Source organism: Proteiniphilum saccharofermentans, assembly GCF_900095135.1.
Taxonomy (GTDB): domain Bacteria; phylum Bacteroidota; class Bacteroidia; order Bacteroidales; family Dysgonomonadaceae; genus Proteiniphilum; species Proteiniphilum saccharofermentans.
On the sequence record NZ_LT605205.1, the window covers coordinates 2,254,131 to 2,277,558 of the forward strand.

Here is a 23,428-nt window from a genome sequence, read left to right on the forward strand (position 1 = left end):
TTTTTCTTTTCAAACACTACCTCGAATACGGGATCAAGACAATATTTATATTGTTTGTAATCCGATTTCTTTCAAATAATTATATGTGCCATCGTAATACTCTTTTTTACGGGTATGATCTTCCTCATTCCCTTCAGGAATAACAATCACCATTCCTTGCCTTGCACGAGTAAGTAAAACCCGATAGGCGTTTAGCAAATATTTCTTACGCTCAATATTATGTATGTTCTGCCATCTATTGCCTTTGAAAGAGAAAGTTTTCCATCCACTTGGAGAATACCGCATATCGCCATCCCAGACAACGCAGCTCCAGTCTAATTCCAGACCTTGTATGTGAAATTCAGTGGCAACATCTTCCAAATAAAAGGAAGAACGAACATCGTCTTTGCCATCTAAGAACCAATGGACATGATTCATCGGTGTTTTTACATCAATAGCAAATGGCTTTAACCGTAATGCCTGTGAAGAAACAACAATACCGTAGCGCTCGCTCCCTCTTGCTTTTTCTTTGAGCCACTGTTTTGCTTTCAGAATATCACGGGTTAATACGATTGGGTATTTTTCAGCAATTTGTAAAAAATCTTCTTTGGCCTTCTCTATTTCGATATCCAAAATATTTTTGACAAACGAAGATAATTTTTCAGCTCGGAAGGAACGCATTGAGACAGATAAGTGTAAGTCTTCACTAAAATGAACCTTACCTTTATTCTCCAAAATTTGAATTGTCTCCATAGCTGCATATTCCGAATCAGTGAGATTAGGTGAAATATAGACACTCCAATCGGAAAAAGTTTTATCTATCGCGTGGAGCCACTCGGAGATACCAGCTTCTCCGGTATTAATTTCTTGTCCACCTCCCACTAAACAAATAATGACAGCCCAGTCTTTATGTCTGTTTAAGCATGAAATCAGAAACTCCGGTTCTGAATAATCAAAATCGGGAATGCCTTTTTTCTGCTTCATAAATTTGATCGTCTGTTCTTTATTCCATGCCCGTTGTGCTTCATCAAAAATTGCGACATGGTCATATGGAGCTTCTTGATTTTTCAGATATTCGTCCCTGTAGTGATGTATAATTTGAATAAATGTCTTGACCGCCTGCTTGGCACTTATTTTCGTTATTTTGTTACCTTTTTCTCGTTCTCTCTGTACTTTGTCTCTTGCTAATGCTTCTTGCAATATATCCACCAATGGTTTATTCCCAGACAAATAAACGCTTGCATTTCCGTTTTCATTGTCGAGATGAGAAGTGGCAACATTTAGCCCAACAAGCGTCTTCCCTGCTCCGGGAACACCCGTAACAAAGCAAATGATTTTTTTATGCTCATTTCGGGCAATATCAATTATCTCAGATATTTTGTCTGTAGTCAGTGTAAGATTCTTTGCACTTGCATCACTTCGGGTAATATTTTCAACACTATGGCTTGTGTAGAGAGATACAGCAGCTTCGATGATTGTCGGTGTTGGCATATATCCTCCATCCACATATTTGGGTATATTTATTTCCGGTTCGTCAGAAAAGAAGCATAAGGCATTTTGAATGACTTCTTTCAGTCCTTTGCTGTTAACTTTTACAGGCAATGTAAGATTGTCATTGTGTGAAGTAAGGACAATCTCCGTAAAAGATGTCTTGGACTCAGTCGCAATCAAAACAGGGACTAAAACAACATTGTGACTTGTTTTGTGAAAGTTTTTTAGGTCCAAAGCATAATCCCAAACCTGCTCAATGTTGGAGTTTAAAAAATGGCTTTCTCCAACTTTAAATTCTACTACGAAAACTATATTTTTAATGATGATAAGCGTATCGACTCTTTTACCCATCCGAGGAATGGAGAACTCAAAAAAGATTTCTCCTTGAAAATCCTGTAAAGCATTTTTTAGAATGGGTATTTGCAGTTCCCATGATTTGTTTTGAAAAAATATCACATCAAATTCACTGGCACGATTAATTGAACCAATGATTTCGTCAGTGCTTTTTTGTAGAAAATTACTTATTGTATTTCGATAGTAATAATTCATTAAAACAGATGACTAAGTTTATCAATTTTACAAATAGCGTTTTAATAAAAACTCATAAAGATACTCGATAATGATTGTATATCCAAATTGTAACCTTCCCTATTTGTGATATTAAGCAGCGTCAGCGTTATACACGGGAGAGCAAGCAGTTGGTTCGCGACACTTACAACGGCAAGCATCCCAAGCGGGCAAAAAAAGCCGGAAAAGCAAAGCGACGGTTGAAAACCATAGCAGGGGCCCTGTTGCGAGAACTTGAACGCAAAATGAGCGATGAGCAAAAAGCGCTTTACCGGAAAGAGCTGTCGCTTTACAAGCGTGTTATCAATCAACAGAAAGATGACAAAGACAAGATTTACAGCCTTCACAAGCCTTTTACACGCTGTATCTCCAAGGGCAAAACGCACAAACAATATGAGTTCGGCAATAAGGTCGGACTGATAACTACGGGAAAAAGAGGTCGAAAAGTTATCACGGCGATAAAAGCTTTTTTGGATACGCCTTATGACGGAGACACCATCGATCCTTTATTGGAACAAATGCAGCAGAACAAGCTGAAACTACCCCAAGAGCTGGCATACGATCGTGGCGGGAAAGGCAGAAAGCAGATTAAGGGAGTAACCATCATTACCCCCGACAAACCCAAAGCATCGGATACGGTTTATCAAAAACGGTGCAAACGCAACAAATGTAGAGCCAGAGCAGCCATCGAACCCATTATCGGACATCTGAAAAAAGACTTTCGTATGGAACAAAACTACTTGTGGGGCGAAAAAGGCATACAAATCAATGCTTTTATGGCTGCAACGGCTTGGAACTTGAAGAAAATGATGGAAAAACTCGTAAGAGAGTTTTTGGATTTTGTTCTCAGAATATTTTTCAAGCAGAGATTACAACTTGCGACCTGATAAAAGTGATTTATTAAGGAGAGACTAATTAGTGGGAGGATTAAATCCTTGCACGATACTTTAGAAACTGTTTAAATTTTATTGCTATGCTATTTTGAATCTATTTTGGGATAGATTTTTTATTTTTTTCTTGCGGATTTAGCGGGCTAAATCAAAAGGAAAAAGAGAAAAAGATACGCAAAAGAGACCAAAATGGTAGCAAAGAAAAATAGACTGTACAATTATAAAAATATTTCGGTAAAATTTAAAATGATTATCCGCAATAGTTCCTATTATAAATTCTTGATTTGAAATCGGGCGTGTAAGTGAGGGCAGCTACCAGAAGCCTGTCAAACTGCTTCTCACCGAAATAACGCCTGTTGAACTTGTAACAGAACTGATTTAGATAATATTGTAAGTATTCGGGTTTCATTTTGTAATATACGCCCAATAATTGTCGCTTGGCATTACTTATTGCCGTATGGACCCAGGGCAGGACACTGGGGAGCTCCTTGGGTGGGATGACAGATGCCGTATGCGAATGGACATGTTCTTTTAATTGTGTATAGGAAGTCGAATCATCGGTGGTTAAATCCGCCGTGTTCTCGATGTGTTCTTTGACATTCTTTGTGATTGTATCGGACTTCAAATCGTTGATTACTTTCATTTTCAGGTATCTGACCTTCTTTGGTTTTTTGCCTGCTTTTGGGCTTTCAACTGTTTTGCTTTCAGCCATTACCAATACTTTGGTTTTTTTCTGACTGCCGCGGCCGCGTTTCAACGGTTTATCCCTGTCTTCAAGGGATATTTCCGTGGAAAAGAAGGCATCGTCCAGCTCGATGGCACCTTCAAGAGTGTACTCATCATCACGCTTGCCCATCACGTCACGCAGCTTATTGACCATTTCCCATATCGGCTGATAGCGCTTGTGTCCTAATTGGCGTTGCAGTTCAGCCGTAGAGAAGGAACCTTTGGTGGCTGTGAGCAGGTGCATGGCGACGAACCAGTAACGGTAAGGCAGGTTGGAGTGTTGCATGACAGTGCCTGAACGCAAGGTTTGGCGGGCATGGCAACGCTTGCATTCGTAGGCTTGTTTGTTTTGAAGCCAGTAATGTTCTTTACAATTACAATGACGACAAGTTATACCCATTTGGTCTCTTAGTTCTTTGAATTTTTTCCGACAGGACTCCTCATCGGGGTAATTTATGGCAAAATCCAGGATATTCATAGCTCGAATTATTTTATTGTTATTGATGTAAATATAATGAATATCAATGAATTGTGCAAACATTTTTTGAAACTTATTTATAACTTTTTCCCGCTAAATTCTTTAGGAAGAACTGCGGATAATCATTAAATTTAAACAGTTTCTTAGTCTTTTGGTGCAAAATTAGGGGATATGCCGGGTTCATACAAGTACGGAAAAAATAAATCGGATAGGGATAAATTTCTGTCCGGAAATAATAATACAATTTTAATCACTTGTGGATAACTTTAATTGGTTTTGGTTTGTTATAAGGCCAGGTAGTGTTACATAACTAAAAAAATTTATAACTCTTCCTTATGAAAAGATTACTGAATTTATTGCTGCCGGTGGTGGTTTGTTTTATGGTTGGTTTCACAGCCAGTTACTTTCAATCGGATGCCATTGAATCGTGGTATCCCTATCTGAATAAACCCGCTTTGACGCCTCCCAATGCTGTCTTTCCGATTGCCTGGGGCATCATCTATGTATGTATGGGGATTTCCATCGGCCTTATTTTGAATTCAAAAGATAAAAAAAAGAATTTCTTCTTATTATTGTTCGGCATACAGTTGTTTCTGAATTTCTTATGGAGCCTCTCTTTCTTTTATCTGCAAAACCCGTTACTGGGGCTTATCAATATCGTGCTGCTCGACCTGGCCGTATTGTACTACATCCTGAAAACCTATCCGACACAAAAGGCAAGCGCCTTGCTGTTTATCCCATACGCCCTGTGGTTGTTCTTTGCGACTTACCTCAACGCGTATATCCTGGTATATAATTAAGGGAGGGAACCGACTTACATTGCAAGGGTGGTTCGTACGCTATAAACTTTTAATTATGGCGAATTCGCTATAATTAAAATGCGGACGATAACTCCCGGATATAAACCCCTTGAACAAGATACGAAAGGCCCTGACGGAAATAGAAATGTTTTAGCATATCTTTTTTGTTATTTCAAAGCGTAACCCAAGCGCATCGATGATCCGGTAAAACGTTCCTGAGCCAGGTTCTATATCCCCATTCTCAATTTTTGAGATATAGGATTTGTTCACTCCTATACGGCTTGCCAGTTCCGCCTGGGTCACTTTTTCACTTTTACGTGCGTTGTATATTATTTGCCCCATGTAATAGGCGTATGCTTCGCGACGAAAAGCCTCGCGTTCCTGCGTGCCGACTTTCCCGAATTTGGCATCAAGTACCGCATCGTAATCAACAATTTGGTGGTTATTGGTATGTTTCTTTGTCTGCATAATATTCATTTTTAATTTTAATTGCTTTTTCGATTTCACTTTTTGGCGTTTTACGGGTTAATCCAATGAATAGTTCACGAAATAGGGGTTTGATTTTATCTGTTTTTAGCGATGCACGGAGTGGGTTTTCGCTATTCAACTCTTTTAATAACATCCCTGGCTACTTCTATCTTGTACTTTTTGCCCTTCATTTTTTCATCCCGGATATTTGCCAGCAGCGTTTTCACGGCAGACGCGCGAACGGCGGCAAAAGAGATAAAATCTTTCACTTCAACCAGCCCCAGGTCGGATTTGTCGAGTTTCCCTTTTTGTAAAAAGAAACCGACAATATCGCTTTTATTCAACTTGTTCTTCCTGCCGCCGCTGACATAAATTGTCCGGTATCCGGGGGGATCGGGCAATGGTTTTCCTGGTGTAACCGGCAAGACATCCATATTACCGGAAATATATTCCGGCATTTTATCCTCTCTGAACTGTATGATATAAGCGGTTCCCGAAGCATGCATCCGGGCCGTACGCCCGTTACGATGGATAAATTCACTTTCTGTGGCCGGAAGATGATAGTGTATTACATGATTCATCTCGGGGATATCCAGGCCCCTGGCAGCCAGATCGGTTGTCACCAGATAATGTAAACTTCCGTTCCTGAACCGGACGAGGATTCTCTCCCTGTCGTCCTGATCCATGCCGCCGTGGTAATATCCGGTTTGTATTCCTTTCTTATTCAGTAAACCGCTGATACGTTCCGTGACTTCCCTGTGATTACAGAAGATAAGCGCCGGCCCGGGATCGAGGGAGCAGAGAAGATGGAACAATGTGTCGATCTTGTCTTTTTCCGGAGATAAAACCAGTTTGACCGAAAGAGCCTCGTTTTTCTCTTCTTCCGTATAATCAAGCGTTATAGGTGATTCCATCCTTACAAAGGCCGGAATTTCTATATCGGATGTGGCTGAAAGCAGGACTCTTTTTTGTAAGCCGGGCAGTCGGCTGATGATTGTATTCATTTCATCCAGGAAACCTAACTGTAAAGATTTATCGAATTCATCCAGCACCAGGGTTTTAATGGAACCGGTATCAAAAGATTTTCTTTCCAGATGGTCGGTCAACCGTCCGGGTGTCCCGATAAGCAAAGCCGGAGGACTGCCCAGGTTTTTCAGTTCGGTATCGATAGAGTGTCCGCCATAGCAGACATTTACCTTGAATTTTGTTCCCATCTTTTTCCATACCTGCTCTGTCTGAAGGGCCAGTCTCTCGACGGTACAACGATTAAGCATTGTACTTTTGTTATGTCCTCATCCAATAATTGAAGAATGGGAAGGAGAAAAGCAAGGGTTTTTCCCGAACCGGTAGGGGACAATAACAGTACATTTTGTTCTTTAATTATCGCGTGCTGAGCTGCTATCTGCATCTCATTCAGGCTGTCGATCCCCAGATTGGATAGTATGTTTTTGTTTTGATCTTCTGCATTCATAGCACAAAGATAATTTTTTATTCTTAGCCGTTATTTATTGTGTTTTTAAGGTTTGGCTGTTTTTAAACCTCTCGAATTCGATGGGTTTAGGATAGTTCACGAGAAACTTCTCTTGAATCTTCCTGCTGAACTATCCGGAAAATCCGGATAGTTAAAATGAAAGTAATCATTCCACTTTGCCGGTAATATCATATATCTCTTTGATTTTCGCAAGCTCCCCTTCAAAATCAAAATGAAGGTCATGAAGGCGGGCATCTTCGATGTCGAATACCCATCCGGCCACTTTGGGGTATCCGTTCTTGTAATATGACTTTTGTACTTCTGCCATTTTTAATACATTTCGGCATTGCTCATAGGTATTGATTTCAACAAAACGGCGGTACCTGGCTTCCATATCTTCAATAGCATTGAGCTCTTTCTGATGGAGACGGTAGACATCCCGTATGCTGCGCAACCAGGGATTAAGGATGCCATAGTCCAGATTCTGCATAGCCGCCTGAATACCTCCGCATCCATAGTGACCGCAAATGATGATGTATCTCACTTTAAGATATTCAACCCCATAGTTAATCACTGAAAGAGCGCTCAGATCAATGGAATTCACCATATTCGCGATATTACGGTGGATAAAAACCTCACCCGGCTTTAACCCCATCACCTGATTCGGATGCACCCTGCTGTCTGAACAGCCGATATACAGAAAATCAGGATGTTGCTCTGCTGCCAGTAGTTCGAATAATTCGGGATTATCTACCTTATTCTTTTCGATCCATTTTCTATTGGATTCGAATATTTGATCATACTTTTCCTGATCAGACATATCCATGAATTTTAAATAATATGCGTTTTGTGGGTTCACTTATCGAAAACATTCCATGCAGGCCTGTTTCTTTGTTTCCTTTTCGCACTACTTAACAAAATAACGGTATTATTTGTTGCAGGCTATATAGTAATAGAGGGTTAAATCTTCAGATCACGAAATCACTACAAAGCTATTTCAAAGAAATATTGATTTTTAGATATTTCAGAATATATTCAAAATTTTTCAAGGAGAGACAGGGACTAAGCGTTGTTGATGAGTTTCTCGACTAATTTACGGCTTTTCCATTTTTTTACTTCTCTTTCCCGTTGTCCAGCTAACACTTTTGTTTCAAAGCTTTCTGTATATATTATGATCCAGTCATTTGTCCGACCGGTAAAGCCTCTGTGGTTTGAGTTGTGCCTTCTTAATCGCTCACTGATTTCATCTCCGGTTGAACCAATGTAGTACCTGTCTAATTTTTCGGAGTATAAGATATAAAACTTGTACATAACAAAAAAGGTTGCCAACTTATCGACAACCTTTGTGGGCGTTGACGGATTCGAACCGCCGACCCTCTGCTTGTAAGGCAGATGCTCTGAACCAGCTGAGCTAAACGCCCGGAATATTTAGAATAAAAATTTAAAGACCTTTTCGTTGGTACCGACCCCTCCGATGTAGCGGAGTGCTCTGAACCAGCTGAGCTAAACGCCCGGAATATTTAGAATAAAAATTTAAAGACCTTTTCGTTGGTACCGACCCCTCCGATGTAGCGGAGTGCTCTGAACCAGCTGAGCTAAACGCCCGGAAGTTTAAAGACCTTTTTAGTAACCCTCTTCAATCCGATTCAATCTCTTGGAGTATTTAAGCGAGTTGGCCTAAATTTGTATAATTTGAAAGATCTTTAGTAGTTGCTTTCCTGAAAAGCGATGCAAAGATACGTCGATTTTATTTTTCTGCAAAACTTTTTACAAATATTTTTTATGAAAATTTTCACGGGTCTATTATTATCCCTATTTTTGTACCATCAAAATAGGGGTAGCGATTATATTAATCCGCAATAAACGTTTTCGTTAGGAAATACGAATACAAGTTACAATGAATTTAGATCAACTGACAGCTATTTCACCCGTCGACGGACGATACAGGGATAAGACCGCAGATCTGGATGCGTTCTTTTCCGAGTACGCACTCATCCGGTACCGCGTTCAGGTGGAGATCGATTACTTTATCTCTCTCTGTGAAGAGGGAATCCTTCCGTTGAAGGATGAAGCCATCTTCAGACAATTAAGGGATTTGTACCGAAATTTCAGTGAAGAGGACGCCCGGCAGATCAAAGAGATCGAAAAAATCACCAATCATGACGTGAAGGCGGTGGAATATTTCCTGAAAGAGAAATTCGATGCGCTTCAGCTGTCAGATCATAAGGAATTCATTCATTTCGGATTGACATCGCAGGATATTAATAATACCGCTACGCCGATGATGTGGCGGGATGCACTGCACAAGGTCTATATCCCCGAATTGGAAAAACTGGTTTCCCGGATCGATACACTGGCAGATGAGTGGAAGGACATCCCCATGCTGGCACGTACACACGGGCAACCGGCATCACCCACACGCCTGGGAAAAGAGATGAAGGTTTTTAGTTATAGGTTGACCGGTCAGATTGAAGTGCTGAAAAAGATTCCGGCCAAAGCCAAATTCGGTGGGGCAACCGGAAATTTCAACGCGCACCGGGTGGCTTATCCCCATATCGACTGGAAACTGTTCGGTAACCGTTTCCTGCAGGAGAAACTGGGTCTGCACCGCGAAGAGTACACCACGCAGATATCCAATTACGACGCTTTTGCCGCATCATTCGACGCGATGAAACGCATCCATACCATACTGATCGACTTCACAAGGGATATATGGCAATATATATCGATGGAGTATTTCAAGCAGAAGATCAAGGAAGGTGAAGTCGGTTCGTCGGCCATGCCCCACAAGGTGAACCCGATCGACTTCGAGAATGCCGAGGGTAACCTGGGTATTGCCAACGCATTATTGGAACACCTTGCGGCAAAACTGCCCGTCTCACGGTTGCAGCGCGACCTTACCGATTCCACGGTAATCAGGAATATCGGCGTACCTATGGCACATGGATTAATTGCGTTAAAAAGTGCAACAAAAGGGCTTCATAAATTGTTATTAAACAGAGAGGCAATAGAGAGGGATCTGGAAAATAACTGGGCAGTGGTTGCCGAAGGAATCCAGACCATTTTAAGACGCGAAGGATATCCGAAACCCTATGAAGCACTGAAAGCTTTGACACGAACCAATGCGCGTATCACCCGGGAGAGTATTTCGGAATTTATTGACAATTTGGATGTAAATGAACAGGTGAAAAAAGAATTGAAAGAAATCACACCCCAAAATTATACAGGATTTTAAGAAGACATTTTCGTGAAGTAAACCAAGCAAAGAACAAACAAACTTACCTCCTGCCATAACGAGAACTATTTCGTTGAATAAGGGCAGAGACAGTTTATTTGATCTGCCAAACACAAGAAATAGTCCAAAGTACTTGAAACAGTACAATAAAGATAGGAATGACTAATTTTAATTGAACAGTAAATAATAATTGAAAGAAATCCGGTTCCGGTCATGTTAGCCGGGCGGTAGAAATTTGAAAAAATGCGATTTAAAAAAGAAAAAACCGTGAGGTTTCATTAAGTAATCAAAAAGTAAATGCAACAATGACAACAAACAATGACGAATCGCGCCCAAGGCGGAGTTATCACAGCGCGAACAATGAGAGACACGCTTCCTCGAACAGAAATTACGGCAATGAGCGGAGAACACAGCATGATGGTTATTATTCGGATAGACCGTCCTATAATCAGGACAGACAGTCGTACAATTCGGAGAGGTCTTCCTACAATCAGGATAGATCGTACCATCAGGAAAGACCGTCTTACAACCCGAACTACAGGGATTCCCGCCAGGAAAGCTATGGTGGGAACAGCGAAGGCGGCATGAGAAAACGGCGTCCCCGGGTAGGTGAACGTCCGCAGTCGCCACAGCGGGTTACCGGTGGCGGCGGTTATAACAACCGGGGCTGGGGCAACCAACCATCAACCGGGCCGGGCAGACCCAATAAGCCTGCCAAGCCGGTGAAAAAGCTGAAAAAGAAAAAGCCGTTCAAGCAGATCAAGTACAAAGAAAATGCGGATCCCAATGCTCCTATCCGTCTGAACAAATATCTGGCCAATGCCGGAGTATGCTCCCGTCGTGAGGCTGATGAGTTCATCCAGGCCGGTGTGGTAAAAGTAAACGGAGAGGTGGTAACGGAACTGGGTACCAAGATCACCCGTGCCGATCAGGTGATGTTCCACAACCAGCCGGTACAACTTGAAAGCAAGGTGTATGTACTGCTGAACAAGCCGAAAGGATTTGTGACTACGACCGATGATCCAGAGAACCGCAAGACGGTGATGGAACTGGTAAAAAGCGCCGCTTCCGAGAGGATATATCCGGTGGGACGACTGGACAGGGCTACCACAGGGGTATTGCTGCTGACCAACGATGGCGACCTGGCATCGAAATTAACACATCCGAAGTACGAAAAACGGAAAATCTATCAGGTATGGCTTGACAAGCCGGTAGCAATGGAGCATATGCAGATGATCGCCGACGGTATTGAACTGGAAGACGGTGAGATCCATGCTGATGCGATCAGCTATGTGACGGAAGAAGACCTTACCCAGGTGGGTATTGAGATCCACTCCGGCAGGAACCGGATCATCCGCCGTATCTTCGAGAAATTGGGCTACAGGGTGATGAAACTCGACAGGGTCTATTTCGCGGGACTGACCAAGAAAAAACTTTCACGCGGAAAATGGCGTTACCTCACAGAACAAGAGGTCAACATGCTTCGGATGGGTGCGTTCGATTAATGAACAACACTCCCATAGAGAGTCATCTCGTCTCAAAACGACTAATGTAATTGAATGATAATCCTGTTCCTGTGCGGTTTCGTGCAGGAACAGACTGGATATTTATAGGGTAATTTAATCGAAGAGTAGCATAATCATTCATGCAAGAGTGGGTGATTAATGTGAGTTGCTTGCGATATTGAAGTATATAGTGTATGAAACAACTAAAACGAACAAAAATTTCAGAAGCATTACGACTTACAAATTTCGGTGAGGAAGTCAATGTAAAAGGATGGGTGCGTACCCGCAGAGGAAACAAAAATGTCGGATTTGTCGCTTTGAACGACGGATCGACTATCAATAACATACAAATTGTTATTGATATAGCTAATTTTGGCGAAGAGTTACTTCGTCCTGTCACCACGGGAGCCTGCATCAGCGTGAACGGCGAACTGGTGGAGTCGCAGGGCAAAGGCCAGTCGGTAGAGATACGGGCAACGGAGATCGAAGTCTACGGATCTGCTGATCCTGCCACCTATCCGTTACAGAAAAAAGGGCACTCACTGGAGTTCCTTCGCGAAATAGCCCATCTGCGGCCGCGTACCAATACTTTCGGTGCTATCTTCAGGATGCGGCATCATATGTCGTATGCTATTCACAAATATTTCAACGACAGAGGATTTTATTATTTTCATACGCCTATCATCACCGCGTCCGACGCAGAAGGTGCCGGCTCCATGTTCGAAGTATCCACGCTCGATATAGAAAATCCGCCGCGTAACAAAGAAGGCAAGGTGGATTTCTCACAGGATTTCTTCGGACGCCAGACCAACCTCACCGTCTCCGGACAACTTGAAGGAGAGTTGGGTGCTATGGCATTGGGTGCCATCTATACTTTCGGACCTACATTCCGTGCAGAAAATTCCAATACGCCCCGTCACCTGGCGGAGTTCTGGATGATCGAACCGGAAATGGCATTTTATGATATCCACGACAATATGGATCTGGCGGAAGATTTCCTGAAATATCTCATTCGTTACGCTTTAGAGCATTGCAGGGAGGATATCGAATTCCTGGCTAAGATGTACGACGAAGAACTGACAGACCGCCTGAATTTTGTGGTAGAGAATGATTTTGTCCGTCTGACCTATACTGAGGGAGTAAAGATACTGGAAGAGTCGGGACAAAAATTCGAGTTCCCCGTACACTGGGGTACCGACCTGCAGTCGGAGCACGAACGCTACCTGGTAGAAAAACATTTCAAACGTCCGGTTATCCTGACCGACTATCCGAGGGAGATCAAATCGTTCTATATGAAGCAGAATGACGATGGCAAGACCGTCCGCGCGATGGACGTACTTTTCCCCAAGATCGGCGAGATCATCGGCGGATCGGAGCGTGAAGCGGATTATGATAAGCTGATGAACAGGGTAGAGGAGACCGGAATGCATACCGAACCGATCTGGTGGTACCTCGAAACCCGTAAGTTCGGCACCGCACCCCATTCAGGTTTCGGCCTCGGCTTTGAACGGTTGATGCTGTTCATTACCGGTATGGCTAATATCCGTGACGTGATTCCTTTCCCGAGAACTCCTAATAATGCTGACTTTTAAAAGACTGGGAGACTTTGTGATTAGGGGACCGGGAGGCCGGGGAGAGTGGGAGACTGGGGACTCGGAGATGGGGTGACCGGGAAGTTTTGGAAGAAGAGTAATCCCGGGAAACGGGAGAATTAGAGCAAGAAAAAAGCTAAATGAAGAATATACGCAATTTTTGTATCATTGCACATATAGACCACGGCAAGAGTACGCTGGCCGACCGTCTGCTGGAGTTCACCAAGACCGTAGAAGGAAAGGACCTGCAGGCGCAGGTGCTCGACAGCATGGACCTGGAAAGGGAACGGGGCATCACGATCAAAAGCCACGCGATACAGATGGATTATGAATATGAGGGTGAGAAATATACCTTCAACCTGATCGACACGCCGGGGCACGTGGATTTCTCATACGAGGTGTCGCGTTCCATTGCCGCCTGCGAAGGCGCACTGCTGGTGGTCGATGCTGCCCAGGGTATCCAGGCACAGACCATCTCAAACGTCTATATGGCTATCGAGCATGATCTGGAGATCATCCCTATCCTTAACAAGATCGACCTCGACAGCGCCATGCCTGATGAAGTGGAAGACCAGATCGTGCAACTGCTGGGTGTTCCCCGTACAGATATCATCCGTGCAAGCGGAAAGACAGGCATCGGCATCGAAGAGATACTCCATGCCATCATTGAGCGGGTGCCCGCCCCCCAGGGGGATCCGGATGCACCATTGCAGGCACTGATCTTCGACTCGGTGTTTAACCCCTTCCGTGGTATCATTGCTTACTATAAGATTGTGAATGGCAGCCTGCGGAAAGGCGATATGGTGAAATTCATCAATACCGGCAAAGAGTACGATGCCGACGAGGTGGGTATCCTGCGCTTGAATATGGTGCCGAAAGAAGAGGTAGGCTGTGGCGATGTGGGTTATATTATCTCCGGCATCAAAACCTCAAAAGAGGTGAAGGTAGGAGATACCATCACCCATATGAAACGTCCTGCCTCCAAGGCCATCGAAGGGTTTGAAGAGGTGAAGCCGATGGTTTTTGCCGGCGTATACCCCATTGACAGCGAGGATTTTGAGAACCTTCGTTCATCCCTCGAAAAGCTGCAACTCAACGATGCGTCGCTCACTTTCCAGCCCGAATCGTCCGTGGCGTTAGGCTTCGGCTTCCGGTGCGGCTTTCTCGGATTGCTCCATATGGAAATCGTCCAGGAGCGGTTGGAACGGGAATTCAATATGGATGTAATTACCACGGTACCCAACGTTTCCTACAAGGTGTACGACAAGAAGGGAAATATGAAAGAGGTGCATAATCCCGGCGGTCTGCCTGATGTCACGCTTATCGAAAGCATCGAGGAGCCTTTTATCCGTGCTTCGGTCATCACCAACACCGCCTATATCGGCCCTATCATGACCCTTTGCCTCGGTAAGAGGGGCATCCTGATCAAACAGGAGTATGTTTCGGGGGATAGGGTAGAGATCATTTACGATCTGCCGCTGGGTGAGATTGTGATCGACTTCTACGACAAGCTGAAAAGTATATCGAAAGGATATGCCTCTTTCGATTACCATATTCATGATTACCGCCCGTCGAAGCTGGTAAAGCTGGATATCCTGCTAAACGGCGAACAGGTGGATGCACTCTCGACGCTTACCCATATAGACAATGCACAGAGTTTCGGTCGGCGCATGTGCGAGAAACTGAAAGAGCTGATCCCGCGCCAGCAGTTTGATATCGCTATTCAGGCGGCTATCGGAGCGAAAATCGTCGCCCGCGAAACGGTGAAGGCTGTCCGGAAGGATGTGACCGCAAAATGTTACGGTGGTGATATCTCACGTAAACGCAAGCTGCTCGAAAAGCAGAAAGAAGGGAAGAAACGAATGAAACAGGTCGGCAATGTGGAGGTTCCGCAGAAAGCGTTCCTGGCAGTGCTGAAGCTGGATTAAGTACCTGCATGTTTATTCCATGCAGGTGCTATTGTGCTGTACCATGAGCGGCTGAATGCATCCGGTGAGTAATATCTATCATATTGTCATCCTCGATCCGGTACAGCCGCTGGTTGGTAGTCCTCTTATTTAACCCTCCGAGCGTTTCGATATAAGGGCCGGTCTTTACGAAATCAAAATGATCCTTTGAATTCTCCGGCAGCCTGTCGCTTCCCGAATACCACGCCGTTTTGATCCTTCCTCCCCGGCTTTTCCGGACGAAATCCGCCAACCGGTATAATTCACCGGTATCGGCATCGCCTCCCATAAAACATATACAGGTAATTGCCTTTTCGTATGACTGCAGCAGTCCGGCAAGCGCAGATTCATTCAACTCTTTCCCTATATCCTGTTGCAGGTGTGGACTGTGGCATCCCCTACAACGGTAGGGGCAATTCGACAGGTTGACCGCCAACGTTACTTCATCGGGGATTTCCTGAAAGACAATATCATAATCGACATATTTCAACATACAAACAGCTTATTTTCAGCGAACCTTATCCTGATCCGTTTCTTTTAATATATCGCATTTATTTTAATACATCACGTTTATTTAATATCCCACCGTCTCTTTCTCCGATTCCAGCTTCCCGTAAAACCTTTTGGATGCTTCTGCCTGACGCGGAACAGAGAAGTTACTTACCCGTTTCATATAACCGATGATACGTGTAAGATAATCCAGATTCCTGGAAGCGCATACGGGGCACTGTTTCAGATAGCGTTTATCGATCTTTCCGCAATCGTTACATACCGTATTCGGAATATTAAAGGTGAAGTAATTGCACCCTTCTGCGGCTGCTACCCGCAGCAGCTGGCGGTATTGCGCTTTTGAGAGATGTTCTTCCAGGTTCATATGGAGCGCAGATCCGCCTGTCAGGTGCTCGATATAATCGCGTCCATGCAGGCGGAACTTATCGATCACATTCAGGGATGAGTCTTCCACCCGGTAGAAATAGCTGTTATAGCAATCACGGGGTACTGAATATCCATCCTCCCTGTCCCATTTGGCATGCTTTACACCCACATTTTCGGCAGGGATCATTTCGCAGTTGAACATCAGTTCTTTCGACCGGTATTTTTTATTGTACCTTTCGATGATCCCCAATATTTCCTGTACAAATGCCACGTAACGGGGATTATGGTTGATCTCGATGCCCAGTGATTCGGCAGCTTCTACCAACCCGTTCACGCCGATGGTCAGGTACTGTCGGCTGATATTGATAAATCCCGCATCGAACAGGGGCAGCATCCCTTTCTGCTGGAACATTTTCAGGTTTTCATTATAAGCGGTCTGTACTTTGTGGGTTAAATCGACCACCTCTTCGAGAAATGCCGTGTAGGATTGTCCGGTACGTTTCGCGAACTGGATGCAGCGGTTCAGGTTGATGGTAAGCACGCTTTTCGAACCGGTGGAGACTCCTCCGGCTCCCAATGTGTAGCTGAACCCGTTGTCCTGAATTTCATTGCGCAGGCGACAGCAACTCGACAGCGAGTCGGCATTGTCGCTCATGTAGGTGAAGAACGAGTGCCCTTTGGCATACATTTCAGCCGTAAAATCGGCATATTCGGTATCCATCACATCATCCTCTTTCGAGAGCAACGCCATGGTTTCTACCGGAAAGGTGAGTACGGTCTTGGTCCGCTCTTTGTTGAACCACCGCATAAAGCGTTTCTGCAGCCAACTGAGTGAATCCCATACCGGACGGGAGCCGTCGGGAAACTGAAATTCGCCGAACAGGTTTTCGAAGTAGTATTTGTCGTAGTAGGAGATATTCCAGAAGACAGCCTGGAAATTACGTGCCCCGGTGGGCTGGTTGATGGAGTAGACGATTTGCTCGAAGCAGTCGGTGATCACCTTGTCGAGGGAGCGTTGTCGTTTAGAGAGGTCGACCACATCCCTGTGGCGTGTAAAATAGTCGTCGCCATACTCTTTGCGGATGAAATAGTCCAGGTACATCAGAAACTCAGGTGTAGCGCAGGCGCCGCTCAGCATGCTCGACACCATGAATACCATATTGATGAATCCGCCGCAAAACGATTTCAGGTTGGTCGGCGGTGTAGAGTTCCCGCCGATGGCAAGGGTACCGTTCAGTAGCCAGGGATACATGGTGATGCTGGCGCAATAGTTGGCCAGACTGGTTTCATCGTTTTTATAGATGAAATGCTCGTTCAGCATGCCGATATATTTATCCGCCAGTTCCTTCCCGTACATCTCCTTCAGCCGGTCGGTGATCATCTTCCGATTCAGGTCGATAAAGCTCTTTTTGGGTAGTTCGCCGATAAGCGTGGCGATGTTTTTCTTCTCCACATTGGCATTGGAGTCGAATTTACTTCCCGTGGCAGCATTTTGCGCATCGCAATAATTCATCAGGAAGTTCAGGTTGTCCCGGATCTCACGCGTTTCGGTATGCTTTTGGCGGTAAAGCATATAGGATTTCGCGACGGCAAAATATTTTTCTGCCATCAGCGCCGTTTCCACCTGGTTCTGGATCTCTTCCACGGTCATCCCGTCGGAGATGTGAAGGCGCGAGAGGATAGCGATGAAATCATCTTCGGTGGCGAATGCGCCTACCGAGAGAAATGCTTTTGCAACGGCATTTTCTATCTTTTTAATAGAGAAGGGGACATGTTTACCGTCCCGTTTCAGGATCTGAATTGTTTGGTTTCCCATACGAATTTATTTTTTAGTGTGTGAACAGAGATGTCAATACCATTACACTTTTCGATACGGGAAAACATTTGCCATTGCGGCGGTAAGCTTATACAGATAGAGCAGTTAAAAAAGGTGTATAAACCTCTGTTTTCGACTCTCTTTTTACCCGAAAGAGATCAAAAAGTGTACACATCTGGCAGGTCTTCTGACTTACTCCTCCTTTTGCGCTTCCTTCCCGGCCTTTCATCAACCCTCTCACAGGAAAGAGTTCAAGCCAGTGGATGTGAGTATTGCGCAAAGGTTTTATGCAGAGCTTACAGCAGCGGGAACTGTTGCCGACTTTCACGGCATTCCCTTTTCATTTTATTCGCAGCATTCGTAATCCTATTCCATTGGAGGTATCATCCTGCCTGGTCCATCGGGAGTAGGTTGACCCCGTGAAGACGTAGAGTTGATCCCCGAATAGGTTGTGCAAATAAAAAACCAAATGCACAACAAAGGTAATTTATCTTCAATGATAAAGTGCAAAGTTTCCCAAAAAAGTTATCAACAATATTTTTATTACCAATTATTTATTTGTTTATTAATATATTATATTTTTGATCCGGCAATTTATATAGGAAAAACAGAAGATTAAGTTTTCTTTTTTATTATTTTCATTAGATATTTTACATCTAACGAATTGAGTGGCGACGACTCCATTATTGTTTTTATCCTAAACTTTTTCTTTTACAATAAGGGAATTATGTTTTCTCGGGAAACAGGAAAAAACGGAAGAACAAAAACGGAAGTACCTTACCAAAGCAAAAAGAAAGGCAAACCAATCTGTCTGGAATGCCTTTCCTGTCAAAATAATAAATAAAAAAGTAGAGAAGTGTGTGTTCCCGAACTTTATTCCTTATGAGCCTGTCATCGCAGGTGGGCGACGGACATCTTTGCGTAAAGAGGGGAACAGGGAAACTGAGGCTTCAAACAACCCAAAAAGCGCTGTTGAATACACCAGATCGCCCAATATAGTGTTTTTGAAGAAGGGTATTCCCGCTGCGTAGCAAGCGACTAAATGGCGTCTGCTGTAATATGCCGCACGAATAACGCCATGCCGCCTATGGGTGCGAAGTTATATCTGTTTCCATTTTCCTGCTTTGAGATCATCGATTGTCGGATTGTAAGCATTATTTCTGACCGTCCATGTGGATTCCCCTTCTAATACTTTTCCAAGAGCGTTTTTGAGCCCTTCAAAGGATGTCAGAGCTTTTTGTGCTTGTATTGTCACATTGCCTCCGATATAGGTAAGCGCCGAAAATGTATCCAGATCTTTGATATAATTATTTTCCGGATTGGAGAAAGCAGTAAGCTGGAAATAATCACCCACATAAGCCAATTGAGGAAACGAAATATTGGCCACGATCGAGCTGTTGCCACTTGTCTGTATTACAAAATAAGTTTCGGATCGGGTCAACGAAGGAAATGACAAATCGACAGGAGTTGGTTGACCCTGGGAATAGTATGAAAAAGACCCGACTTTTTCCAATAACGGAAAATTGAATTCTATTCCGAACTGGTTATTGAACATAAATCTTGCACCTACCTCTTTTAATGCAGGCATTTTATAACTCATGCAATTGGAACCATACTCGAAGATCAGATCGTTTTGTACGCTTTCTATTTCATTCAATTCAACAGTTGTAATGTTATTGCATCCCGATATATGTAAACCTTTCAGGTGTTTTATACCCGAAAGATCAGGGAGTTTTTTGATTGTCAGATACCAGAGAGCAATCTCCGTTTCACAGGTTTCACCCGCTATGAGCTTTACAGGATTCGATGTTCCCTGAAAAATCAGTTTTCCTGCTTTCAATTTAGTTAAATCCAATTCCGATATGTTCGGCAGGTTATTCAGGGTGAGTTCCCCGACATCTGCCAACGCAGGTAAAATATCACTTAAGCTTGTCGCTTCGTTATTGGATATCTGTAACTTACCACCCACCATAGCCAGCGACTTTATCCAGTCAGCAGCGGTGATTTTCGGAAAACCGGGCATAGTGAAATCACCTCCTATGGCAATTAAAGAGGAAAAATCAATGGTAGTGATATTGTCGTTCGTCACTGAAAGATTCAGCCTGGTTTCAATCTTTTCAAGAGAAGGGAATTCAATCTTTACCAGTTTACTAAGCGATGCTATATTCAATTCACGTACACCTGACAGTTTCGGGAAAACAGTTTCGGTTACTTCTTTCCAGTTAGTGATATCCAGTTTTCCGCCGATTTTCTCCAATGCCGGAAAGTCAATTACTTTTAGCTTATTGGTATTCCAACCGGCTTGGAATGTCACATTATTCACCACACTTTTCAGTTTGGGGAACTCCATTACCAAAAGCGAATCCAGGTTTATAAATGATATTTCATCATCCACCTTAAGCAATTCGGGGAACTGTATTGTTTCCACTCTACTCTGTTTGATAATTAATCCCAGCATGACGGCCTGTAGTCTGGGGAACGTCACGGTTTTCAGCTTCTTGTTCTGGTCTATTTGCAGCGATCCGATCAACTCCAGATTTTCCAGTCCGGTGAGGTCGTCGCCGGCATAAGTAGGATTAATTGTAAGGTCGTATTTCACTTTTTTAAGTTTCTCCAGTCCCTCCAGCGAGTAGATGGAATCCTGTCCTGTAACGGCACCAATGGTAAGGCTTCCGTTCAATTCACTGAGCCCGAGTGCTGCAAAAGCATCGACATCGGCTTGTGTAAGCAATACCACATCGCCATCTTTCGAAACCGCATTGTGTTCGACTCGATAGACATAGGTCTGTGTATTGCCGTTGTAGGATGTAACGGTAAATGTCTGTTCATTGTCCCAATCGGTAATGGATGACGGATCGGGAGAGATGGTCGCCAGTTCGCTGATGGTGACGGTGGCTGTTGCTCCTTCGAGCGATAAATTCGCGGGAACGGTTACCACCAGATTTCCTTCTGAGATGGCCGCATAGAAAGTCTGCTCACCCTGTTTTAATTGGAACGATACTATATTATTATCATTACCCGAGAACGCGCTATTGTCATCGTCACATGCAATCATAAAGAGACCGGCAAACAGCGATATGATGATTGTTTTTATATTGATATTGTTCATACGATTATTCTATTTTACGGTTTCACCCATTTGTTATCCAACAGATCCTGATAGGCAGGATTATAGCCATTGTTTTCAACACTCCAGGCGCTTGCCGGAAACGATGATATGGCTTTACTGAATCCTTCATACGAGATTAATCCCTGATGCCTCACAATTTCGACACCTTTTACCGATTCAAGCGCTGAAAATCCATCGAGATCCGTAAACCGTTCATTTATATAGTTATCACCTCCATCCAGATAAGGTTTAAGTGTTATTTTTCCGCCTATGGTTTTTAACATGGGGAAAGATAAACTCTTCATGTCGCGACCGTAAGGGTCCCACTGAGACGTTGACGCATACCCCGTTCCTATTATTAAATTACCTGCAACATAGGTTAAGGCAGGGAGTTCCAGCGCAATTATATCTCTTGAGGCGGTGGTAATCCTGAAGTCGCCGCCCACCGATTTCAGTTTTGGAATAATGAACACTGAATCCTCTACCGATACAGAAGAAAGGTGATTGATAACGAAGTTACCGCCTACTTCTTCCAGATCGGGCAGGCTGAGCCCAATCAGATTGTTATTAGGAATATGAAATCCTTTGTTTATTTTTCGTATACCTTTCATCTCCAGATTTCTGAGATTGGATATATAGTTGCCGTATGATATGGAGTCTATTTCATGGAAACCCTCAAAAACAGGAGATACCCAGTCATACGTTCTACCGTTTTGGGTATCAAAACTTACTATTCCGTGAAACACGTCGTCACCAATAATTTTGATACCGTTTACCGCATCCCGTTCAATCGACAGTTCTCCAAGGTTCATCCCTTTTATATTGATTTCAGCGAAATTGCGATCCACATTCTGATTGTAGATGGTTAACTTTTCAATTCGCCTGATTGAGGAAGGAATTGAAAGGGTTCTCATTTCAGACATTTCCATAAGCCGGAGTTCACCTTCTATCTTTTCCAGTTTGTCAAATCCTGTTGAAATACCGGAAAGCGTAGTGTTCTGGATGCTAAGATTTGTAATAGCTGCAAGTTTGGGAAAATGAAGCAGCCCCAATTCGGCTCCTTTGACCTCGACCGTATTTGCCTGACGCATTTCGGGGAAGCTCAATTCCGACAACTTTGAAACATCAGGAAGAGTGATAGTACCTGTCGATACTTCCAGTTTAGGAGCATCGATAAAGGCAAGCACAGTAAGCCAGTTTAATTTAATATCGCCTACTTCTTTCAATTCGGGGAGTAATATCTTTGTCAACGACGGACACTACTGGACACTTAGATCCAGTTGATTTTTAATTGTTTATAATCGAGCTCTTTGACATTTTTGTAATCGCAATTCGTAAGTATCTCTCTTATAGGAGTTTTGTCCAGTAGGGAGATACTGAGTATTTGCAGAATTTCGTAGATTGGACGCTCAACTTTCAATTCGTAACCAATCAAGGCTACCAGACAGTAAGCGATGATAGCACAATATAACTGGATTTTAACGGCGTTGATGGTCGTTCCCCAGAAGTTTTTTACTTTCAGGTGTTGTTTTATCCATTTGAAGAACAGCTCAACCATCCAGCGTTTTTTATACAGTAGCGCTATCTCGACGGCCGTCAAGTCCATGTTATTGGTTATAAAAACGAAGTCCTGCCCAGTTCCACGTCGTGATACTTGATTCTGCGCAGTTTGCCGGGATAGTCCTTTTGCTGGTAGAATCCCTCCAGTTTCCCGATCTGGTCGCATTGCACGCCCGTCGACTTGTCAACTTCCCGGGAATACATCCTGCGGAACTTGAAGTTCTTCTTGGCCCGCGTGACAAACCAGGCTTCGGATTCATTCACCCGGTACAACCTGTCAAAGTCCACGTATCCGCGGTCGAAGATATAAAAGCTCCCGGATTCATAATGAAGATAATCCATCGCGTTCATATCATTGACCTTTGCGCTGGTGATCAACACGAAAGTCGGAATGGAAGTCTTCAGGTCATACAATGTATGCAACTTGATGCCTCCCTTGTGCTTGCGGAACTCCGCCCACCAGAAGACACTCAGGCACAGGTCGATGGTGGAGGAGTCAAAGGCATAGACGTTCCCGTCCACCTTGACTTCGAAGTCCTCCCTGTAATGACTTTGACGGGCCTTGTCCATCATCACATAGGCAAAATCCTCAAAGATTTTATAGCTACGGTTACGATTGGCTTTACCCAGATTTGTCCGGGTTACGCTTGCCCCCAGTCCCAAATGGTAATATTTGGATTGATGGGCTTCCAGGCTCAGCATCAAGTCCCGCATACTGTCACGGGCTGTCAATTGTCCAAAGATCATGCATAGCATCTGGTTCCAGCAGGTGAAACTTCGGACTTTCTTGTTTCCATCGTGTCTGGATACGATATTGTCAAATACCCTGCGTGGTAGAAAATCTGTAAGCTGCGCGAAAATATATTTGCCTTGATTCATGATTTTTACTTTTGGGCAAAGTAAAATATAATCATCGCAT

General features: G+C 43.7%; 18 protein-coding genes, 1 tRNA gene, 1 pseudogene and 1 riboswitch. Of the genes and pseudogenes, 6 read left to right on the top strand and 14 right to left on the bottom strand.

Annotation, left to right across the window (positions count from 1 at the left end; genetic code table 11):
* Positions 1–45: 45 nt before the first annotated feature.
* Entirely contained in the window at positions 46–2,019 is a 1,974-nt protein-coding gene (locus tag PSM36_RS08810) for a DUF2075 domain-containing protein (protein WP_076930597.1), read from the bottom strand.
* 74 nt (positions 2,020–2,093) lie between these two features.
* Here PSM36_RS08810 and PSM36_RS08815 point away from each other — a divergent pair, with 74 nt between their 5' ends.
* The gene (locus PSM36_RS08815; protein WP_232001396.1) at positions 2,094–2,924 is read left to right on the top strand and encodes a transposase; all 831 of its coding nucleotides are present in this window, start codon (positions 2,094–2,096) and stop codon (positions 2,922–2,924) included.
* A gap of 253 nt (positions 2,925–3,177) precedes the next feature.
* Here PSM36_RS08815 and PSM36_RS08820 read toward each other — a convergent pair whose 3' ends face one another.
* On the bottom strand, positions 3,178–4,131 hold the full coding sequence (locus PSM36_RS08820; RefSeq protein ID WP_076932151.1) for an IS1595-like element ISPba1 family transposase: 954 nt from the start codon (positions 4,129–4,131) through the stop codon (positions 3,178–3,180).
* A 335-nt stretch (positions 4,132–4,466) separates the two neighbouring features.
* On the opposite strand from PSM36_RS08820, the gene PSM36_RS08825 reads away from it, so the two are divergent.
* Positions 4,467–4,931: a TspO/MBR family protein gene (locus PSM36_RS08825; protein WP_076930598.1), complete on the top strand. Its 465-nt coding sequence runs from the start codon at positions 4,467–4,469 to the stop codon at positions 4,929–4,931.
* A 150-nt stretch (positions 4,932–5,081) separates the two neighbouring features.
* Here the strand turns inward: PSM36_RS08825 and PSM36_RS08830 are convergent, their stop codons facing one another.
* From PSM36_RS08830 to PSM36_RS08855, 5 genes and pseudogenes are all read right to left on the bottom strand, one after another.
* Positions 5,082–5,408, bottom strand: a complete 327-nt coding sequence (locus PSM36_RS08830; RefSeq protein WP_083710994.1) for a helix-turn-helix domain-containing protein — start codon at positions 5,406–5,408, stop codon at positions 5,082–5,084.
* 122 nt (positions 5,409–5,530) lie between these two features.
* A pseudogene (locus PSM36_RS08840) lies at positions 5,531–6,870 on the bottom strand (DEAD/DEAH box helicase).
* Positions 6,871–7,036: 166 nt separating this feature from the next.
* Positions 7,037–7,690: a carbonic anhydrase gene (locus PSM36_RS08845; protein WP_076932152.1), complete on the bottom strand. Its 654-nt coding sequence runs from the start codon at positions 7,688–7,690 to the stop codon at positions 7,037–7,039.
* Between the two features lie 242 nt (positions 7,691–7,932).
* Positions 7,933–8,181, bottom strand: coding sequence for a GIY-YIG nuclease family protein (locus tag PSM36_RS17880; protein ID WP_076930601.1), 249 nt, complete (start codon positions 8,179–8,181; stop codon positions 7,933–7,935).
* Between the two features lie 35 nt (positions 8,182–8,216).
* A tRNA-Val gene (locus tag PSM36_RS08855) sits at positions 8,217–8,291 on the bottom strand.
* 476 nt (positions 8,292–8,767) lie between these two features.
* Between PSM36_RS08855 and purB the strand changes: the two genes are divergently transcribed.
* The 4 genes from purB to lepA all read left to right on the top strand — a co-directional run bounded on the left by purB (position 8,768) and on the right by lepA (position 15,130).
* Positions 8,768–10,105 (top strand): adenylosuccinate lyase, encoded by a 1,338-nt coding sequence (gene purB, locus PSM36_RS08860; protein ID WP_076930602.1) that lies wholly within the window; start codon positions 8,768–8,770, stop codon positions 10,103–10,105.
* A gap of 305 nt (positions 10,106–10,410) precedes the next feature.
* Entirely contained in the window at positions 10,411–11,610 is a 1,200-nt protein-coding gene (locus PSM36_RS08865; protein ID WP_019540596.1) for a pseudouridine synthase, read from the top strand.
* 194 nt (positions 11,611–11,804) lie between these two features.
* Positions 11,805–13,202 carry an asparagine--tRNA ligase gene (gene asnS / locus PSM36_RS08870; protein WP_076930603.1) on the top strand — a complete coding sequence of 466 codons (1,398 nt, stop codon included), beginning with the start codon at positions 11,805–11,807 and terminating at the stop codon, positions 13,200–13,202.
* Positions 13,203–13,342: 140 nt separating this feature from the next.
* Positions 13,343–15,130 carry a translation elongation factor 4 gene (gene lepA, locus PSM36_RS08875; RefSeq protein ID WP_076930604.1) on the top strand — a complete coding sequence of 596 codons (1,788 nt, stop codon included), beginning with the start codon at positions 13,343–13,345 and terminating at the stop codon, positions 15,128–15,130.
* 28 nt (positions 15,131–15,158) lie between these two features.
* On the opposite strand, the gene nrdG is transcribed toward lepA, so the two are convergent.
* The 7 genes from nrdG to PSM36_RS08900 form a co-directional block, all read right to left on the bottom strand.
* Positions 15,159–15,641, bottom strand: a complete 483-nt coding sequence (nrdG, locus tag PSM36_RS08880; RefSeq protein WP_076930605.1) for an anaerobic ribonucleoside-triphosphate reductase activating protein — start codon at positions 15,639–15,641, stop codon at positions 15,159–15,161.
* 81 nt (positions 15,642–15,722) lie between these two features.
* Positions 15,723–17,840: an anaerobic ribonucleoside-triphosphate reductase gene (gene nrdD, locus PSM36_RS08885; RefSeq protein ID WP_076930606.1), complete on the bottom strand. Its 2,118-nt coding sequence runs from the start codon at positions 17,838–17,840 to the stop codon at positions 15,723–15,725.
* A gap of 160 nt (positions 17,841–18,000) precedes the next feature.
* Positions 18,001–18,214: riboswitch (cobalamin riboswitch) on the bottom strand.
* A 506-nt stretch (positions 18,215–18,720) separates the two neighbouring features.
* Positions 18,721–18,834: a hypothetical protein gene (locus tag PSM36_RS17885; RefSeq protein ID WP_394333031.1), complete on the bottom strand. Its 114-nt coding sequence runs from the start codon at positions 18,832–18,834 to the stop codon at positions 18,721–18,723.
* 105 nt (positions 18,835–18,939) lie between these two features.
* Positions 18,940–20,949 (bottom strand): DUF5018 domain-containing protein, encoded by a 2,010-nt coding sequence (locus PSM36_RS08890; protein WP_076930607.1) that lies wholly within the window; start codon positions 20,947–20,949, stop codon positions 18,940–18,942.
* Between the two features lie 14 nt (positions 20,950–20,963).
* On the bottom strand, positions 20,964–22,199 hold the full coding sequence (locus PSM36_RS08895; protein ID WP_076930608.1) for a hypothetical protein: 1,236 nt from the start codon (positions 22,197–22,199) through the stop codon (positions 20,964–20,966).
* 20 nt (positions 22,200–22,219) lie between these two features.
* On the bottom strand, positions 22,220–22,555 hold the full coding sequence (locus PSM36_RS17945; RefSeq protein WP_449421178.1) for a transposase: 336 nt from the start codon (positions 22,553–22,555) through the stop codon (positions 22,220–22,222).
* Between the two features lie 8 nt (positions 22,556–22,563).
* Positions 22,564–23,388: an IS4 family transposase gene (locus PSM36_RS08900; protein WP_449421179.1), complete on the bottom strand. Its 825-nt coding sequence runs from the start codon at positions 23,386–23,388 to the stop codon at positions 22,564–22,566.
* Between the last annotated feature and the right edge of the window lie 40 nt (positions 23,389–23,428).

What these genes read in the sequence shown, in the direction of transcription:
- lepA (WP_076930604.1), top strand. Translation starts at nt 13,343, where the DNA reads ATGAAGAATATACGCAATTTTTGTATCATTGCACATATAGACCACGGC.
- nrdG (WP_076930605.1), bottom strand. Translation starts at nt 15,641, where the DNA reads ATGTTGAAATATGTCGATTATGATATTGTCTTTCAGGAAATCCCCGAT.
- PSM36_RS08830 (WP_083710994.1), bottom strand. Translation starts at nt 5,408, where the DNA reads ATGAATATTATGCAGACAAAGAAACATACCAATAACCACCAAATTGTT.
- asnS (WP_076930603.1), top strand. Translation starts at nt 11,805, where the DNA reads ATGAAACAACTAAAACGAACAAAAATTTCAGAAGCATTACGACTTACA.
- PSM36_RS08865 (WP_019540596.1), top strand. Translation starts at nt 10,411, where the DNA reads ATGACAACAAACAATGACGAATCGCGCCCAAGGCGGAGTTATCACAGC.
- purB (WP_076930602.1), top strand. Translation starts at nt 8,768, where the DNA reads ATGAATTTAGATCAACTGACAGCTATTTCACCCGTCGACGGACGATAC.
- PSM36_RS08825 (WP_076930598.1), top strand. Translation starts at nt 4,467, where the DNA reads ATGAAAAGATTACTGAATTTATTGCTGCCGGTGGTGGTTTGTTTTATG.
- PSM36_RS17880 (WP_076930601.1), bottom strand. Translation starts at nt 8,181, where the DNA reads ATGTACAAGTTTTATATCTTATACTCCGAAAAATTAGACAGGTACTAC.
- PSM36_RS08845 (WP_076932152.1), bottom strand. Translation starts at nt 7,690, where the DNA reads ATGTCTGATCAGGAAAAGTATGATCAAATATTCGAATCCAATAGAAAA.
- nrdD (WP_076930606.1), bottom strand. Translation starts at nt 17,840, where the DNA reads ATGGGAAACCAAACAATTCAGATCCTGAAACGGGACGGTAAACATGTC.
- PSM36_RS08900 (WP_449421179.1), bottom strand. Translation starts at nt 23,388, where the DNA reads ATGAATCAAGGCAAATATATTTTCGCGCAGCTTACAGATTTTCTACCA.
- PSM36_RS17945 (WP_449421178.1), bottom strand. Translation starts at nt 22,555, where the DNA reads ATGGACTTGACGGCCGTCGAGATAGCGCTACTGTATAAAAAACGCTGG.
- PSM36_RS08820 (WP_076932151.1), bottom strand. Translation starts at nt 4,131, where the DNA reads ATGAATATCCTGGATTTTGCCATAAATTACCCCGATGAGGAGTCCTGT.
- PSM36_RS08890 (WP_076930607.1), bottom strand. Translation starts at nt 20,949, where the DNA reads ATGAACAATATCAATATAAAAACAATCATCATATCGCTGTTTGCCGGT.
- PSM36_RS08810 (WP_076930597.1), bottom strand. Translation starts at nt 2,019, where the DNA reads ATGAATTATTACTATCGAAATACAATAAGTAATTTTCTACAAAAAAGC.